Below are 15,848 nucleotides of genomic sequence, written 5' to 3' on the forward strand. Positions count from 1 at the left end.
AAAATGAAGTCTACAAGCTTCTTCACTTCCAAAATTTGCCGTAAAACTGAATAAATTCATCGCTTTTTTTTATCAAATATAAGGCTTTTTATTTAATTATGGGTAATTGCGGACAATCAAAAAGTTTTTTTTTCATAATTAATAAATTAGTTGATTTGGGCAGATAAATTTTGATAGACTTCTACAGTTTACTCATTTATCGGACGGCTAAACTATAGACTATATGATTTTTTTGTACATTTCTTCTGTAACTAACCAAAAAACTCGATAAGTAGCACTTAAAATGCTGTTTGTGGAGTTTTTTGTCGATGAATAACCACTCTTTTTTCTTATATTTATACATCTTTCTGCGTTAATTTATTCTTAAATTCTTGTCGAATGCATAAAGTTGTTTTCATAAAAAAAATATTTTATCGATAAAATGCATAAAAATGACGATAAAAGGTGTTAAAATAAAATATAAGTAGGAAAATACATAATTAAAACTTTATTAATACCTATTGTTAATAAGTTAATTTGAATTCAAGTACTTCGATTAAATTAAAAATAGATTTATCACAGAAACGTAAATAATTGTTATTTTAATTCCAAATGTTATCAATTACATTGAATTGTAAAATTTTGTATTTAAATTACTTTAATAAAAAAATAATCTTAAATTGTATTGAAATTTTAACTCATTTTAAGAAGTTATCCTACTATGAAAAATTTAATATTAATCAGGCATGCAAAATCCAGTTGGGATGCACCTGTTCAAGATAAAGATAGAGTACTCGCCCAACGTGGTATTCGCGATGCTCATTTGGTTGCTAAAAATAGTACCGATTTGATCCCAAAGGTAAACCTGATTTGGAGTAGCACAGCTAAGAGAGCATCAGAGACAGCAATTATTTTTGCTCAGATTCAAATGTGGCCGTTGGAATGTATCGTTTTCAAGGATGAATTATATACGTTTGATGGTTATAAACTCGAAAAAATAATAAAATCATGCAATAATAGTTATGAAAATGTTATTCTTTTCGGTCATAATGAGGCAATCACAGAATTTGTTAATAAATTTGGAGATGTTTTTATTGATAATGTGCCCACTGCCGGATTTGTTTCTCTTTCGTTCGATGTAGACAGTTGGTCAACTATCCATAAAGGCAAAACCAATAAAGTACTTTTTCCAAGAGATTTAAAAGATGATTAAAGCGATAGAATACCGTTATGTTGACAGAGAGAAAAGTTGGTTATGTTTCAATGCCAGAGTGCTTCAAGAAGCCGCAGATCCAACAGTTCCATTATTAGATAGATTACGATTTTTAGGCATTTTTTCCAATAATTTAGATGAGTTTTTTCGGGTTCGCTTTGCGGCCATCAGAAGACTTTCTCTCTCCGGACAATCCGGAGAAAAAGTTTTGGGTGGAATTACGTCCCAACAGTTACTCAAAGACATCACCGACATTGTCATCAAACAGCAATCAGAAAGTTTGCGAATTCTCAATATCATTGAAAAAGAACTCGAAAAAGAAGGCGTTTTTATTATCAATGAAAAAGAAATTTCGAAAGAACAGGAAAATTATATCCATGATTTTTTTATTCAAAAAGTTAGTCCGGCTTTAGTCACCATCATCTTGAATGATTTGGCAGAATTCCCCCTTCTTAAAGATACATCCGGTTATTTAGCAGTAAAACTTGTCATGAAAAACGAATCGATTGAAAAATCATCTTTTTTAGGGTTCAAGAAAACTAAAAAAGACATTCGTTATGCGGTGATAGAAATCCCAAAAACAATCAATCGATTTGTTGTCTTGCCCTCTAACGGTGAAAAACAATTCATTATTCTTTTGGATGATGTGATTCGTTATAACCTGCAAAGTATTTTCAATATTTTTGAATATGAGAGTATTTCAGCTCACATGATTAAAATTACCCGCGATGCTCAGTTGGAAATTGACAGCGACATTAGTAAAAGTTTTGCCGAAAAAATTTCGGAAAGTGTTCGCGACAGAAGAATTGGAGAACCCGTTCGATTTGTCTATGATCAGTCGATTGATAAAGATACACTGAAGTTTTTTCTAGAAAAGATGAATATCGATTCAACCGATAGCATCATTCCGGGAGGACGTTACCACAATCGTCGCGACTATATGGATTTTCCAAATTTAGGGCGATACGATTTATTATACCAACCTAAAACGCCACTACCTGTTGATGGTTTAGGATTAGAGGGAAGCATCATTAAAAAGATTAGCGAAAAAGATTATTTGGTCAATGCACCCTATCAATCGTTTTCCTATTTAATCAAATTTCTTCGTGAAGCCGCTCTTGATCCAAAAGTCATCAGCATTAAAATCACACTTTATCGTTTGGCTAAGAATTCACAAATTATTAGTTCGTTGATAAATGCCGCAAAAAATGGTAAAAAAGTAACCGTTCAAATTGAACTACAAGCTCGTTTTGACGAAGCCAGTAATATTTCCTATGCCGAACAAATGCAAACTGAAGGAATTAATTTGATTTTTGGTGTAAAAGGATTAAAAGTACACAGCAAAATCTGTGTCATCGACCGATTTGAAGACAAAAAAATCAAACGTTACGGGTTCATTTCTACCGGAAATTTCAATGAATCTACAGCTAAAGTGTATACCGATGTGACATTGTTTACTAGTCATCAACAAATTTTAAAGGATGCCGACAAAGTATTCGATTTCTTTGAAGTCAATTACCGTGTGCATCGCTACAAGCATTTGGTTGTTTCGCCGCATTATACCCGAAATAAAATGTATAAACTCATTGATCGAGAAATTATGCATGCTCTTTCAGGAAAAGAAACGTATATTAAGTTAAAGATGAACAGTTTATCCGATACGCGAATGATTGATAAATTGTATGATGCGAGTCGTGCCGGTGTAAAAATTCAATTGATTATTCGCGGAATTTGTTGTTTGATTCCGGGTGTAAAGGGAATGAGCGAAAACATTGAAGCCATCAGTATTGTTGATAATTTCCTTGAGCATTCAAGGATTTTTATCTTTGGAAATCAAGGCAAACCGGAAGTATTTATTTCTTCTGCCGATTTTATGACCCGAAACATCGATGCCAGAGTAGAAGTAACTTGTCCGATTTACGACGAAAGCATCAAATTAGAACTCATTGAAAGTTTTGATGTAGGCTGGAAAGGAAATGTAAAAGCCCGCTACCATTCCGAAAAATTAGACAATAAATACCGTGTTCGAAAAGAAAGTGACCGTGTTTTCAGAGCACAAATTGAAACCTATAATTACTATCGAAACCAATTAGAAGTAATTACTGAAAAAATATAACCCCAAATTAAAAAGCATAAATGATTACAATAAAAAGATACGCTGCCATTGATATTGGCTCCAATGCCATGCGGTTGTTGGTGTCTAACATCGTTGAGCAAGAAGGAAAAGATACACAATTTAACAAAAGTTCGTTGGTTCGTGTGCCTATTCGTTTAGGGCAAGATGTTTTTACAGTTGGAGAAATATCCGATGAAAATATCGAACGAATGATTGATGCGATGAAAGCCTTTAAACTATTGATGAAAGTGCACAAAGTGGAACGGTACAAAGCCTGTGCAACTTCGGCCATGCGTGAAGCTGATAATAATAGTGATGTGGTTGAAATTATTCAGCGAGAAGCCGATATTCAAATTGATATTATTGATGGTAAAAAAGAAGCAGTCATAATTGCTTCTTCCGATTTAAAAGAATATATCGCTACCGACAAAACCTATTTATATGTAGATGTAGGTGGTGGAAGTACCGAATTCTCTTTATTTTCTAACGGAAAAATCATCGCTTCCAAATCATTCAAAAACGGAACTGTGCGAATGTTGAATAATATGGTCAATGAAGTTGTTTGGGTGGAAATCGAAAAATGGATAAAATTAAATACAGCACCCTTTGACGATGTTACGATGATTGGCTCAGGTGGAAACATCAACAAACTTTTTAAAATGACCGGAAAACAGCAAGATAAACCGCTTACTTATTTGGGTTTAAATGCTCAATACTCGATGTTGAACAAAATGACCTATGACGAACGTATTTCTGAATTAGCCTTAAACCCCGACCGTGCCGACGTAATCATCCCCGCCACAAAAATCTACTTAAACGCAATGAAGTGGAGTGGAGCCCGCCATCTATACGTTCCCAAAATCGGACTTTCTGATGGAATTGTAAAGGCGATGTATTATGGGAGGATTTAAAAATAAATAAATTTATTACTTTTGCTTTATGGAAACTAAAGGAATTTTTGAAATTAGAGTTTCAGGAACTAAAGGAAATGAATCTTTAAGTCCTGAAAATACTGATGTAAAAGAAATAAAAGCTATGTTAGATAACATAGAGGATATTCTTTATCCAAATCAAAAAGATCGACCAACTATTAGTTATGCAATTGAAGAGGGTTCTGTTAAACATGTTTTCAAAGTCGCAACACAAGCTTTAATTGGCTTGTCGGCTAATTTGGAAGTAGTAGAAACTAACCAAAGTATTGATTTTTTAGAGTTAAAGACAGCACAAGCTATAGAAAGGATTCAAAATATTGCTTACAGTAAACAATATTCTTTTGAAATAAAAACCATCCTTTCTAATAAAGAGCATCTGTTTGAGGTCAATCCCAAAACTAACTATAAAAGAACATTAGACTTGTGGGTAGATTCAGAATTGTATTTTTATGGAGAAATCACCAATGCTGGAGGTAAGCAAAAATCAAATGTCCACTTAAATACTGAGGAATTTGGAACTGTAATTATTGATACTCCGAAAGAGTTTTTTGAAAAAGAAGAAAAAAATTTAATTTACAGAAGATATGGTTTTAGAGTAACTGCCAAACAAAATATTGAAAGTGGTGAATTTGACAAAACCTCACTAAAATATTTAGAAATGTTCCCATATTCACCAAAGTTTGATGAAGATTATCTAAACAAATTAATTAAGAAATCTACATCTAAATGGAAAGGAATTGATGCTGATAATTGGTTACGAGATATGAGAGGAGGATATGATGCATAGTGGGGTATTATTAGATACAAGTTTTTTTATAAGATTACTTAATGGAGAGGATGTTCTTCATGAGAATGCTAAAGCTTATTTTAAGTATTTTGTTGAAAATGATATTGTTATGAAATTTTCCACTGTTTCAATTGCCGAATTTTGTGTAAAAGATGAATTAGAAAGTTTGCCATTAAGAAACATACAAATTATACCTTTCAATTTAGATCATGCCAAAACAGCTGGATTATTCACTAAAGCAATTTATGATCAAAAAGGTATAAATTCAACTGAAATAAGACCCAGAGCTATTATTCCAAATGATTCAAAGTTGTTTGCACAAGCTCATTTAGATAAATCAATTCAATTCTATGTTACTTCCGATATTGAATCAGGAAAAACAATAAATCTTTTGAGAAAAGAAATTGAAGTGAGTTTTACTTTTGTAGACATTTCAAAACCTTTCAATGAAGTATTTGGAATCTTGTTTTAATTCCCCACTAAACATCCAAATCAAACGTCTTCCGCAACAACTCCAAATTCGGATTAATTTCATTCAATCGATTAAATTTATCTTGCGGAGTAAACGCCCGTTTGTTCTCCATTTTTTCATTCACAACCAACTCAATTTCAATATCGTGGTTATGAAGCATTCCACGCAAATAGCCTAACAATTCATTCTTAGTTCGCTCAAATTCCAAACGTGTTCCTTCGTTGGGCAATTCGTGTGTGATTTTAGCTCCGTCTAGTTTTGGATCGTTAATCAGCATCAGCGAATGCATAATCATTTGCCCTTTTTCCTCTAACTTCATCGCAAATTTGTTCCATTGCAACAACATATCCGTTTCAGTAAAAGACTCGGTTGGGTATTGAATTGCTTCTTTCGTAACTAGTTTTTGAGCTTCCGCCAGTTCTTTTTTCTGTTTGATACTCGCCAATGAAAAAGCAGAAACCTTTGGTTCACCATTAGTAATAGTCGGAATAGCAATGTTGGGTTTGGTAGTTTCTTCCACAACAGTTTCGTTGAAAGAAGGAGTTTCCACTTTCAGAATTTCTTTCGGCACATTCGGAACCACTTCCACCGAAGCAGTTGCCACTTCAATAGCACCTAATTTTCCCAGAAAATGAAAAGGGGGAATTATATAGCCGTCAACTTTTTTTTTTCTCCATCAAAAGTGATAGAGCCCAATTGCATCAAACAAAGTTCGATAAGTAAACGTTGGTTCTGACTCACTTTGTATTTTAAATCAGTATCATTCGCAAGTTCAATTGCTTTCAATAAAAACTCCTGACTGCATTTTTGAGCCTGAATACCATACAACTTCTGAGCTTGTTCGCCAGCTTCCAACAACACTAACGTGGCAGGATTTTTACAAACCAATAAATCCCTAAAGTGAGAAGCTAAACCTTGAATAAAATGATGAGCATCAAAACCGCGAGCCAAAATATCATTAAATGCCATCAACAATTCCGGTAATTTATTTTCCAGAAGTAAATCGGTTACATTAATATAGGATTCATAATCCAACACATTCAAATTTTCTGTAACCGCCTGACGAGTCAGATTATTTCCGCAATACGAAACCACTCTGTCAAAAATCGATAACGCATCCCGCATCGCTCCATCTGCTTTTTGAGCAATAATGTGTAACGCATCGTCTTCAAATTGAATGCCTTGGTTTTCGGCTACATAGGCCAAATGTTCTTTAGCATCTTTTACCGTAATTCGTTTAAAATCAAAAATCTGACAACGTGACAAGATGGTCGGAATGATTTTATGTTTTTCGGTCGTAGCCAAAATAAAGATGGCGTGTTTTGGTGGTTCTTCCAACGTTTTCAAAAAAGCATTGAAAGCAGCAGACGAAAGCATGTGCACCTCGTCAATGATATACACTTTATATTGTCCGGTTTGTGGCGGTATGCGAACTTGGTCAATCAAATTCCGAATATCGTCCACCGAATTGTTTGAAGCCGCATCCAATTCAAATACATTAAACGCAAAATCTTCATTCGGATCATCATAACCGGGTTGGTTAATCTTACGAGCCAAAATTCTCGCACAAGTTGTTTTTCCCACTCCACGAGGTCCGGTAAAAAGCAAAGCTTGAGCTAAATGATTGTTTTCGATGGCATTAAGCAAAGTGTTGGTAATAGCCTGCTGACCCACCACGTCAATAAACGTCTGGGGTCTGTATTTTCGGGCTGATACTACAAATTGTTCCATCAAAAAAGTTTGGATGACAAATATAAAATTTAATTATCGATTGGCAAGGGAAGTAGGGAAATAAGTTAAAATGTGAATTAGTCAATGTGATTATTGATTAACGAATGAAGAATAGCGATTGTTGATTTTTGAACTTAGTTGAAATTTATCTCTGAAATCTGAGCACTGCGACTGCAAACTGAACACTACATTACGCTAACGTTAAATCTCTCAATGTTTTACCCAAAAGTTTTTTATGTAGAAATAAAGTGTACCTTTGCACCCTGAAAAAAACACAGATGGAATCAATTAGAAACATTGCAATTATTGCCCACGTTGACCACGGTAAAACCACTTTGGTTGACAAAATTATGTATCACTGTCAACTTTTTCGTGAAAACGAAAACACCGGTGATTTAATCTTAGACAACAATGACTTAGAACGTGAACGTGGAATTACCATTACCTCTAAAAATGTTTCTGTAGTATATAAAGGTACAAAAATTAACATTATTGACACACCTGGTCACGCTGATTTTGGTGGAGAAGTTGAACGCGTATTGAACATGGCTGATGGAGTATGTTTGTTAGTTGATGCTTTTGAAGGACCTATGCCGCAAACACGTTTCGTTTTGCAAAAAGCCATCGATTTAGGCCTGAAACCATGTGTTGTTATCAATAAAGTGGATAAAGAAAATTGTACTCCGGAAGAAGTACACGAAAAAGTATTCGACTTGATGTTTGAATTAGGAGCAGAAGAATGGCAATTGGATTTCCCAACGGTTTATGGTTCTGCCAAAAACAATTGGATGTCTGAAGACTGGAAAAACATAACGACCAACATCGAACCTTTGTTAGATATGGTAGTACAACACGTTCCAGCTCCAAGAATTTCTGAAGGAACACCACAAATGTTGATTACTTCCTTAGACTTTTCCTCCTTCACGGGTCGTATCGCGATTGGACGTTTAGAAAGAGGTGTTTTAAAAGAAGGAATGCCTATTTCTTTAGTTAAAAGAGATGGTAAAATCATTAAATCCAGAATCAAAGAGTTACATACCTTTGAAGGTCTTGGACGTAAAAAAGTAACCGAAGTAATTGCGGGCGACATCTGTGCGATTGTAGGAATCGAAGGTTTTGAAATTGGTGATACAGTGGCTGATTTTGAAAATCCGGAAGCCTTACAAACCATTGCTATTGATGAGCCTACAATGAGCATGTTGTTTACCATCAACGATTCGCCTTTCTTTGGAAAAGAAGGAAAATTTGTTACATCAAGACACGTAAAAGATCGTTTAGCAAAAGAATTAGAGAAAAACTTAGCTCTTCGTGTATCGGATACAGATTCGGCTGATAAATTTATGGTATTTGGCCGTGGCGTATTGCACTTATCGGTTTTAATTGAAACCATGCGTCGAGAAGGATATGAGCTGCAAATTGGTCAGCCACAAGTAATCATTAAAGAAATTGATGGTCAAAAATGTGAGCCAATTGAAGAATTAACCATTGACTTACCTGAGCATGTTTCAGGAAGAGCGGTTGAGTTTGTTTCAGTCAGAAAAGGAGAAATGTTAAGTATGGAAGGTAAAGGAGAACGAATGATAATCAAATTTAATATTCCGTCTCGCGGAATCATTGGATTGAGAAACCAATTGTTAACCGCCACTGCCGGAGAAGCGATTATGGCTCATCGTTTTATTGGTTATGAACCATTCAAAGGAGAAATTGCAGGTCGTATCAACGGTTCTTTAATTTCGATGGAAAATGGTAAAGCGATTCCTTATTCTATCAATAAACTACAAGACCGTGGTAAATTCTTTGTGGATCCAAATGAAGATATTTATGAAGGTCAAGTGGTGGGTGAAAACTCTAGAGGTGATGATATGACGATAAACATTACCAAAACAAAACAGTTAACCAACTTCCGTTCTGCGGGAGCTGATGATAAAACAAAAATTATTCCGGCGATTAAATTCTCTTTAGAAGAAGCGTTAGAATACATTCAAAAAGATGAGTACGTGGAGGTAACGCCAAAATCGATACGTTTGCGTAAGATTTACCTGAATGAAAACGACAGAAAACGTTATAAAATATAAAGTATTAAAATCCCGTTTAAGCGGGATTTTTTTATTTTTTTAGTCAAGGATTACGGCATTTTAAACAAATCGTTTTTAAGAGAATTGTTGTAATTCTTGGCTTCACTAAAATTTTTACTGCAACCCAACGTTATTTAAAAACTTTCGAAAGAAATGTTAAAGCAATACGATTGAAAAATGTATTTTTGTAGCAATGGAATTTTCTTCAAAATTGTTGGAAAAAGCAGTGAACGAAATGGCACAATTACCAGGAATTGGTAAGCGTACTGCTCTTCGTTTGGTTTTGCATTTGTTGAAACAACCCAAAGAGCAAACACAATTTTTGACCGAATCATTGCAAACCATGCGTTATGAGGTGAAGTATTGTAAAAGTTGCCATAATATTTCCGATGTAGAACTTTGCGAAATTTGTTCAAACGAAAAAAGAAATCATCAAATGATTTGTGTGGTGGAAGATATTCGTGATGTAATGGCCATTGAAAACACGGGTCAGTTTAAAGGAGTTTATCATGTATTGGGCGGAAAGATTTCTCCGATTGATGGAGTAGGACCAAGTCAATTAAACATCGCTACATTGGTTGAAAAAGTGAGTGCAGGAAAGGTGTCTGAAGTTATCTTTGCGTTAAGTTCTACGATGGAGGGTGACACGACCAATTTTTATATTTTCAGACAAATTCAACACTATGAAATTAAAACTTCGACTATTGCAAGAGGGATTTCGGTGGGTGACGAATTGGAGTATGCTGATGAAATTACATTAGGAAGAAGTATTTTAAATCGAATTCCATTTGAAAACACCATGAAAAGCAATTAATAATAAGTAAACTTGTTTTTATATTCTGATGGAAAAACTATATTTGTCAGCTAAAATTTTTAAAATGAACAAAAACCATATATTTCTTTTACTTTTTCTAGTTCTTTTGACGGTGTCTTGTGTACCCACTAAAGATTTAAAGTATCTTCAAAATCAAAATGATAGCAATGATACATTAGTCATGAGTGAGATTGTGAAGAAGCCCTATCGAATACAAAGTAATGATATTTTGGTTATTAATATTAAGACAATAGACCCAGATTTAACAGAAATGTTTAAGGTCTCTGATGGGAATAGAAATATAGTGAGTGAGCAAGTTATGTTTTTTGAAGGTTTTAATGTTGATGATCATGGTAACATAAGAATCCCCATATTAAATGAAGTGAAAGTGTTGGGGCTTACCACAGAAGAGGTTAGAAAAAACATCGAACGGCGTTTGTTAGATGAATATTTTAATGCTGAGGCAAGTTTATTTGTTACAGTAAAATTGGCGGGTATTCGCTATACCATTAATGGAGAAATTAAAAGCCCTGGAACGAATATAATTTATAATGAGCGTGCAACAATCATGGATGCTATTTCCAATTCGGGTGATATTACAATGACCGGTGACAGGAAAAATGTACTTATTATTCGGCAATATCCCCACGGGGTTGAAATGCATACAATTAATCTTCTAGATAAAAAAGCATTAGAATCACCTTATTATTATATTCAACCCAATGATTTTATTTTAATTAATCCATTAAAGCAAAAATCATGGGGAACCGGAACCACCGGAATTCAAACCTTAACTACAATTATTTCAGCATTGTCGTTAGTTACCTCTATTATTGTTCTATCACGTTTATAATATAAAAAAATGCTTGATTCTAAAGATTTTACACTTTTTGAAAACCAAATTAAGTTTGATTTAAAAGGCTTTATTATAAAATTAGCGGGCTATTGGAAATGGTTTGTTATTAGTTGGATAGTTGCTTTTTTGATTGCTTATAATGTTAATATTCGAAAAGAAAAAATCTATGAATTAGATACAACAATTGCTATTAAAGAGGAGAGTAACCCATTTTTTACTTCTAATACGAGTTTGGTTTTTAATTGGGGAGGAACTTCTGATCAAGTACAAAGTTTGGCTTCAACTTTAAAATCAAGATCCCATAATGAGGTGGTAGTAGATAAATTAGACTTTTATCTAGATTATTTAAAAAGAGGAAAGTACTACATGCGGGATGTTTATGGTTCAGTTCCTTTTAAAGTTGAAATTGACAAAAGTAAGCCACAATTATTAAGAACTTTAATAGGAATTAAGTTTGTTTCTGAAACAAAATATGAAGTTCGTATTATTTTTGAAAATGATCAAGCAGAAACATTCGTTTATAATACCAATACTTCTACAAAAAATGGAGTTACTAGCGGTACATTTACTAAAAGGTTTAATCTAAATCAAGCAACTAATTTGTCATTTTTGAATATAACTCTAAAAAGAGATGATTTTTTAGGGAACTATGTTGGACAAGAATATTTTATTAAATTCAATCGATTTGATGATATTGTTACGAGATACAGAGGTATAAAAACTACAATTGATAAAAATGCACAGTCGATTGTAAAATTAAGCTTGGAGGGAACAAATAAGAATCGTTTAGTAGATTATTTAAATGAAACTGTTAAAACAATCGTAAAAGCTCAATTGGATCGGAAAAATCAATTTGCTACCAATACCATTGCATTTATTGATAGTACTTTGTTGGCTATGGAGGATAAATTGAAAGACAATGAAGATGAATTAAAAAACTTTACTAAAAATAAAAACTATTATCAAATTAATACCGGAGGTAGTCAGATTTCAGCTAAGATTTTAGCTTTTGAAGTTGAAAAAGACGGTATAAACCGCAAAATTGCCTACTACAATTCCTTAAGAAATTATTTGGTAAATAGTGTTGATTTTTCCAAACTTCCAGCTCCTTCAGTGGCGGGTGTTGACGATCCTAATATTGCACAAAACGTTTCTAAAATTATTGACTTATCTACCGAGAGGGCACAAAAGCCTTATTTGGTTAAAAATAAGAAAATGTTCAAAGATTTTGATGTTCAAATGGACGCATTAAAAAGTGTTTTGTTAGAGAATATTAAATCTGCAAAAGCTTCTTTAGAGTATGATTTATCCGTTGTTAATTCCAAATTAAATCAAGCTGAATCAGAAATTAGCCAATTACCTGCTGATGAACAAGAGATTTTGAAAATTTCTAGAAAGTATGATTTAAATAATACAATTTTTACCAGCTTTTTGAGTAAGCGAAATGAGGCAAATATTGTTAAAGCTGCCAATTTAGCTGATATTCACTTCATCGACCCTGCGAAAGATATTGGAGGTGGACTAATTGGGCCAAATACAAAAGTAAATTATGTTTTAGCGTTCTTTCTTGGTTTGTTTATTCCTTTAATTGCCGTTTTTATTATTTTCTTTTTAGAAAATACAATTTTGAATGCTGAGGATATAAGTAAGTTGACCTCTATTCCTATCATTGGAATTATTGGAATGAAACAAACAAAATCTAATTTAGCTGTCTTCGAAAAACAAAAGTCATCTTTATCTGAGTCTTTTAGAGCAATTCGTTCTTCTCTTCAATTCATGTATAAAAAACAAAAGATTAATGGTTCAAAAACTTTAATGCTCACCTCATCTATAAGTGGAGAGGGTAAAACGTTTTGTTCGATTAATATTGCCACGGTTTTTGCTTTAAGTGAGAAAAAAACAGTGATTGTAGGTCTTGATTTACGCAAGCCTAAAATTTTTGACGATTTTAAAATTAAGAATGATATTGGTGTAGTTAATCACCTGATCGGTCAAAAAACATTAGAAGAAGTTATTCAACATACGCATATACCTTATTTAGACGTTATTACTTCCGGTCCGGTGCCACCTAACCCATCTGAATTATTAATAGGTGAATCTATGGATTTATTTATGAATAATCTTAGAGAGCGATATGACTATATTATTTTGGATACACCGCCGGTTGGTCTAGTTGCCGATGCTATTGAGTTAGCTCCTTATGCCGACGCAACTTTATATATTATTCGTCAAAACTATACTAAAAAGGAGATGATTAACTTGCTAAATAATAGAATGCAGCGAGAGGAATTAAAAAATGTAAGTATTGTTTTTAATGGTTTTGAAAACAGAGCAAAATACGGTACAGGTTATGGATACGGTTATGGATATGGATATGGATATAGTTATATTTATGGTAACTATACCAATGCTTATGGAGAGGAAGAGAAACCAAAAACCTTCCTAGATAAAATTAAGAGAGCAATCAAAAAAATATAATGGAAATTACAAATCAAAAGTTTACTATTATAGTTACCGGCGGTGCCGGTTTTATAGGTTCTAACCTTTGTAATTATTTTTTAGAAAAGGGCCACCAAGTTTGTTGTTTAGATAATTTTGCGACAGGACATCGTCATAATATTGAACCGTTTTTAAAAAACCCTCATTTTAAACTTATCGAAGGAGATATAAGGAATTTGGATACTTGCCGTTTGGCGGTTAATGGAGTAGATTATGTTTTACATCAAGCAGCGTTAGGGTCTGTGCCAAGGTCTATTAATGATCCTATTACTTCTAATGAGGTTAATGTTTCGGGTTTTTTGAATATGTTGGTTGCTGCGAGAGATGCCCAAGTGAAGCGATTTATCTATGCAGCCAGTTCATCTACTTATGGGGATTCTGAATCGCTGCCGAAGGTTGAGGAAATTATTGGAAAACCGCTTTCACCTTATGCAATTACTAAATATGTAAATGAATTGTATGCTGAAATATTCAGTAAAACATATGGATTGGAAACCATTGGTTTGCGTTATTTTAATGTATTTGGAAGAAGGCAAGATCCGGATGGAGCTTACGCTGCTGTGATTCCAAAATTTGTAAAATCTTTGATTAAGCATGAAAGTCCAGTTATTAATGGAGATGGTTTGTTTTCAAGGGATTTTACATATATTGATAATGTGATACAAATGAATGAATTAGCTATGTTGACTGAAAATCCGGAGGCAGTGAACACGGTGTATAATACTGCCTATGGCGATAGGGTTACTTTGAATCAAATGGTAGCGTTGTTGAAAGAGTATTTATCTGTATATGATTCTGAGATTAGTCATGTAGAAGTTATTTATGGTCCTCAGCGAGCGGGAGATATACCCCATTCTTTGGCCAGTGTTGAAAAAGCAAAACGATTACTCCACTATCAACCACAATTTTCTTTTAGTCAAGGACTAAAGGAAGCAGTAGATTGGTATTGGAACAACTTATAATGATAAAAATACAAGCATGAAAATTACAAAAATTTGTTGTATTGGAGCCGGTTATGTAGGAGGTCCTACTATGGCTGTAATTGCTCAAAAGTGCCCTCACATACAAGTAACAGTAGTTGATTTAAACGAGCAACGAATTAATTTATGGAATGATCCTAATGTAGAAAATATTCCTATTTATGAACCGGGTTTAAGTTCGGTTGTTGCTCAGGCTCGTGGTAGAAATCTATTTTTTTCTACTGACGTTGATCAAGCTATAGACGAAGCTGAAATGATTTTTATTTCGGTTAACACACCAACCAAAACTTATGGTTCCGGTAAAGGTTTGGCGGCTGATTTAAAATATATTGAGTTATGTGCTCGTCAAATTGCCCGTGTTTCAAAAACGGATAAAATTGTAGTTGAAAAATCTACTTTACCTGTTAGAACTGCTGAAGCGATTAAAAGCATTTTGCATAATACAGGTAATGGTGTTAAATATCAAATACTTTCTAATCCTGAATTTTTGGCAGAAGGTACAGCGGTCGAAGACTTATTTAGTCCTGATAGGGTTTTAATTGGAGGTGAAGTGACACCGGAAGGTGAAAAAGCCATTCAGTCTTTGGTGGAGGTGTATGCCAATTGGGTTCCTAAAGACCGAATCTTAACCACTAATGTTTGGTCTTCTGAATTATCAAAATTGGTTGCTAATGCCTTTTTAGCTCAACGGGTATCGTCTATCAATGCTATTTCTGAACTGTGTGAAAAAACGGGTGCTGATGTGAATGAAGTTTCAAAGGCTATTGGTATGGATAGTAGAATTGGTTCTAAGTTTCTGAAAGCCTCTGTTGGTTTTGGTGGTTCTTGTTTTCAAAAAGATATTTTAAATTTGGTTTACATTGCTAAATCGTACGGATTAAACGAAGTGGCTGATTATTGGGAGCAGGTTATCATTATGAACGATCACCAGAAAAACCGATTTTCAAAAAAAATTGTTACGACGCTCTACAATACTGTTGCCGGAAAAAAAATTACTTTTTTGGGCTGGGCTTTCAAAAAGGATACTAATGATACACGCGAGTCGGCCGCTATTTATGTGGCTGATAATTTATTGTTTGAACAAGCCAATATTGTTGTTTTTGACCCTAAAGTGAGTTATAAACAAGTTTTATCGGATTTAAATTATTTAAACTCCAGGACAGAAAATGAAAATGCGGATCAAATTTCTGCAATTTCAGATCCTTATGAAGCTTGTCAAGGTGCTCACGCTATTGCAGTGCTTACCGAATGGGATGAATTTAAAAACTATGATTGGCAGCGTATTTATGACAATATGAATAAGCCTGCTTTTGTTTTTGACGGTAGAAATTTATTAGACAGAGAAAAATTAACCCGTATAGGTTTTAAATACCAAGCGATTGGTTCTTAAATTA

General features: G+C 33.8%; 13 protein-coding genes. 11 read left to right on the forward strand and 2 right to left on the reverse strand.

Features of this window, described 5'->3' with window-relative positions; translation table 11 throughout:
• The first annotated feature begins 700 nt into the window (after nt 1–700).
• The 5 genes from ACIQ0M_RS04100 (at nt 701) to ACIQ0M_RS04120 (ending at nt 5,499) form a co-directional block, all read left to right on the forward strand.
• Nucleotides 701–1,192: a SixA phosphatase family protein gene (locus ACIQ0M_RS04100; RefSeq protein WP_396149997.1), complete on the forward strand. Its 492-nt coding sequence runs from the start codon at nt 701–703 to the stop codon at nt 1,190–1,192.
• A complete protein-coding gene (gene ppk1 / locus ACIQ0M_RS04105) occupies nt 1,185–3,308 on the forward strand; it encodes a polyphosphate kinase 1 (RefSeq protein ID WP_396149999.1) in 2,124 nt (707 codons plus the stop codon). The genes ACIQ0M_RS04100 and ppk1 overlap by 8 nt, the downstream gene beginning before the upstream one ends.
• Nucleotides 3,309–3,328: 20 nt before the next feature.
• On the forward strand, nt 3,329–4,219 hold the full coding sequence (locus ACIQ0M_RS04110; RefSeq protein ID WP_396150001.1) for a Ppx/GppA phosphatase family protein: 891 nt from the start codon (nt 3,329–3,331) through the stop codon (nt 4,217–4,219).
• Between the two features lie 28 nt (nt 4,220–4,247).
• Nucleotides 4,248–5,027, forward strand: coding sequence for a hypothetical protein (locus ACIQ0M_RS04115; RefSeq protein ID WP_396150003.1), 780 nt, complete (start codon nt 4,248–4,250; stop codon nt 5,025–5,027).
• 109 nt (nt 5,028–5,136) lie between these two features.
• Nucleotides 5,137–5,499 carry a hypothetical protein gene (locus ACIQ0M_RS04120; protein WP_396150005.1) on the forward strand — a complete coding sequence of 121 codons (363 nt, stop codon included), beginning with the start codon at nt 5,137–5,139 and terminating at the stop codon, nt 5,497–5,499.
• A 7-nt stretch (nt 5,500–5,506) separates the two neighbouring features.
• Here ACIQ0M_RS04120 and ACIQ0M_RS04125 read toward each other — a convergent pair whose 3' ends face one another.
• Together ACIQ0M_RS04125 and dnaX are read right to left on the reverse strand one after the other, a co-directional pair.
• Nucleotides 5,507–6,103, reverse strand: coding sequence for a DNA polymerase III subunit gamma/tau (locus ACIQ0M_RS04125; protein ID WP_396150007.1), 597 nt, complete (start codon nt 6,101–6,103; stop codon nt 5,507–5,509).
• 41 nt (nt 6,104–6,144) lie between these two features.
• Nucleotides 6,145–7,230 carry a DNA polymerase III subunit gamma/tau gene (dnaX, locus tag ACIQ0M_RS04130; RefSeq protein WP_396150009.1) on the reverse strand — a complete coding sequence of 362 codons (1,086 nt, stop codon included), beginning with the start codon at nt 7,228–7,230 and terminating at the stop codon, nt 6,145–6,147.
• A 278-nt stretch (nt 7,231–7,508) separates the two neighbouring features.
• On the opposite strand from dnaX, the gene typA reads away from it, so the two are divergent.
• From typA to ACIQ0M_RS04160, 6 genes are all read left to right on the forward strand, one after another.
• The gene (gene typA / locus ACIQ0M_RS04135) at nt 7,509–9,305 is read left to right on the forward strand and encodes a translational GTPase TypA (RefSeq protein WP_396150011.1); all 1,797 of its coding nucleotides are present in this window, start codon (nt 7,509–7,511) and stop codon (nt 9,303–9,305) included.
• Nucleotides 9,306–9,498: 193 nt separating this feature from the next.
• The gene (gene recR / locus ACIQ0M_RS04140; RefSeq protein WP_396150013.1) at nt 9,499–10,119 is read left to right on the forward strand and encodes a recombination mediator RecR; all 621 of its coding nucleotides are present in this window, start codon (nt 9,499–9,501) and stop codon (nt 10,117–10,119) included.
• A gap of 64 nt (nt 10,120–10,183) precedes the next feature.
• Nucleotides 10,184–10,972 (forward strand): polysaccharide biosynthesis/export family protein, encoded by a 789-nt coding sequence (locus ACIQ0M_RS04145; protein ID WP_396150015.1) that lies wholly within the window; start codon nt 10,184–10,186, stop codon nt 10,970–10,972.
• 9 nt (nt 10,973–10,981) lie between these two features.
• Nucleotides 10,982–13,453 carry a polysaccharide biosynthesis tyrosine autokinase gene (locus tag ACIQ0M_RS04150; protein WP_396150017.1) on the forward strand — a complete coding sequence of 824 codons (2,472 nt, stop codon included), beginning with the start codon at nt 10,982–10,984 and terminating at the stop codon, nt 13,451–13,453.
• A complete protein-coding gene (locus tag ACIQ0M_RS04155) occupies nt 13,453–14,436 on the forward strand; it encodes an SDR family oxidoreductase (RefSeq protein ID WP_396150019.1) in 984 nt (327 codons plus the stop codon). Before ACIQ0M_RS04150 ends, ACIQ0M_RS04155 begins: the two co-directional genes overlap by 1 nt.
• A gap of 16 nt (nt 14,437–14,452) precedes the next feature.
• Entirely contained in the window at nt 14,453–15,844 is a 1,392-nt protein-coding gene (locus tag ACIQ0M_RS04160) for a UDP-glucose 6-dehydrogenase (RefSeq protein WP_396150021.1), read from the forward strand.
• The last annotated feature ends 4 nt before the right edge of the window (nt 15,845–15,848 follow it).

The sequence above is a fragment of the Flavobacterium sp. genome (assembly GCF_044339515.1).
Lineage (GTDB): Bacteria > Bacteroidota > Bacteroidia > Flavobacteriales > Flavobacteriaceae > Flavobacterium.

Excerpts from the sequence above, each read along its gene's own strand:
- ACIQ0M_RS04145 (WP_396150015.1), top strand. The coding sequence starts at position 10,184 with ATGAACAAAAACCATATATTTCTTTTACTTTTTCTAGTTCTTTTGACG.
- ACIQ0M_RS04120 (WP_396150005.1), top strand. The coding sequence starts at position 5,137 with ATGAAATTTTCCACTGTTTCAATTGCCGAATTTTGTGTAAAAGATGAA.
- ACIQ0M_RS04110 (WP_396150001.1), top strand. The coding sequence starts at position 3,329 with ATGATTACAATAAAAAGATACGCTGCCATTGATATTGGCTCCAATGCC.
- ACIQ0M_RS04150 (WP_396150017.1), top strand. The coding sequence starts at position 10,982 with ATGCTTGATTCTAAAGATTTTACACTTTTTGAAAACCAAATTAAGTTT.
- dnaX (WP_396150009.1), bottom strand. The coding sequence starts at position 7,230 with ATGGAACAATTTGTAGTATCAGCCCGAAAATACAGACCCCAGACGTTT.
- typA (WP_396150011.1), top strand. The coding sequence starts at position 7,509 with ATGGAATCAATTAGAAACATTGCAATTATTGCCCACGTTGACCACGGT.
- ACIQ0M_RS04160 (WP_396150021.1), top strand. The coding sequence starts at position 14,453 with ATGAAAATTACAAAAATTTGTTGTATTGGAGCCGGTTATGTAGGAGGT.
- ACIQ0M_RS04155 (WP_396150019.1), top strand. The coding sequence starts at position 13,453 with ATGGAAATTACAAATCAAAAGTTTACTATTATAGTTACCGGCGGTGCC.
- ACIQ0M_RS04115 (WP_396150003.1), top strand. The coding sequence starts at position 4,248 with ATGGAAACTAAAGGAATTTTTGAAATTAGAGTTTCAGGAACTAAAGGA.
- ACIQ0M_RS04100 (WP_396149997.1), top strand. The coding sequence starts at position 701 with ATGAAAAATTTAATATTAATCAGGCATGCAAAATCCAGTTGGGATGCA.
- recR (WP_396150013.1), top strand. The coding sequence starts at position 9,499 with ATGGAATTTTCTTCAAAATTGTTGGAAAAAGCAGTGAACGAAATGGCA.
- ppk1 (WP_396149999.1), top strand. The coding sequence starts at position 1,185 with ATGATTAAAGCGATAGAATACCGTTATGTTGACAGAGAGAAAAGTTGG.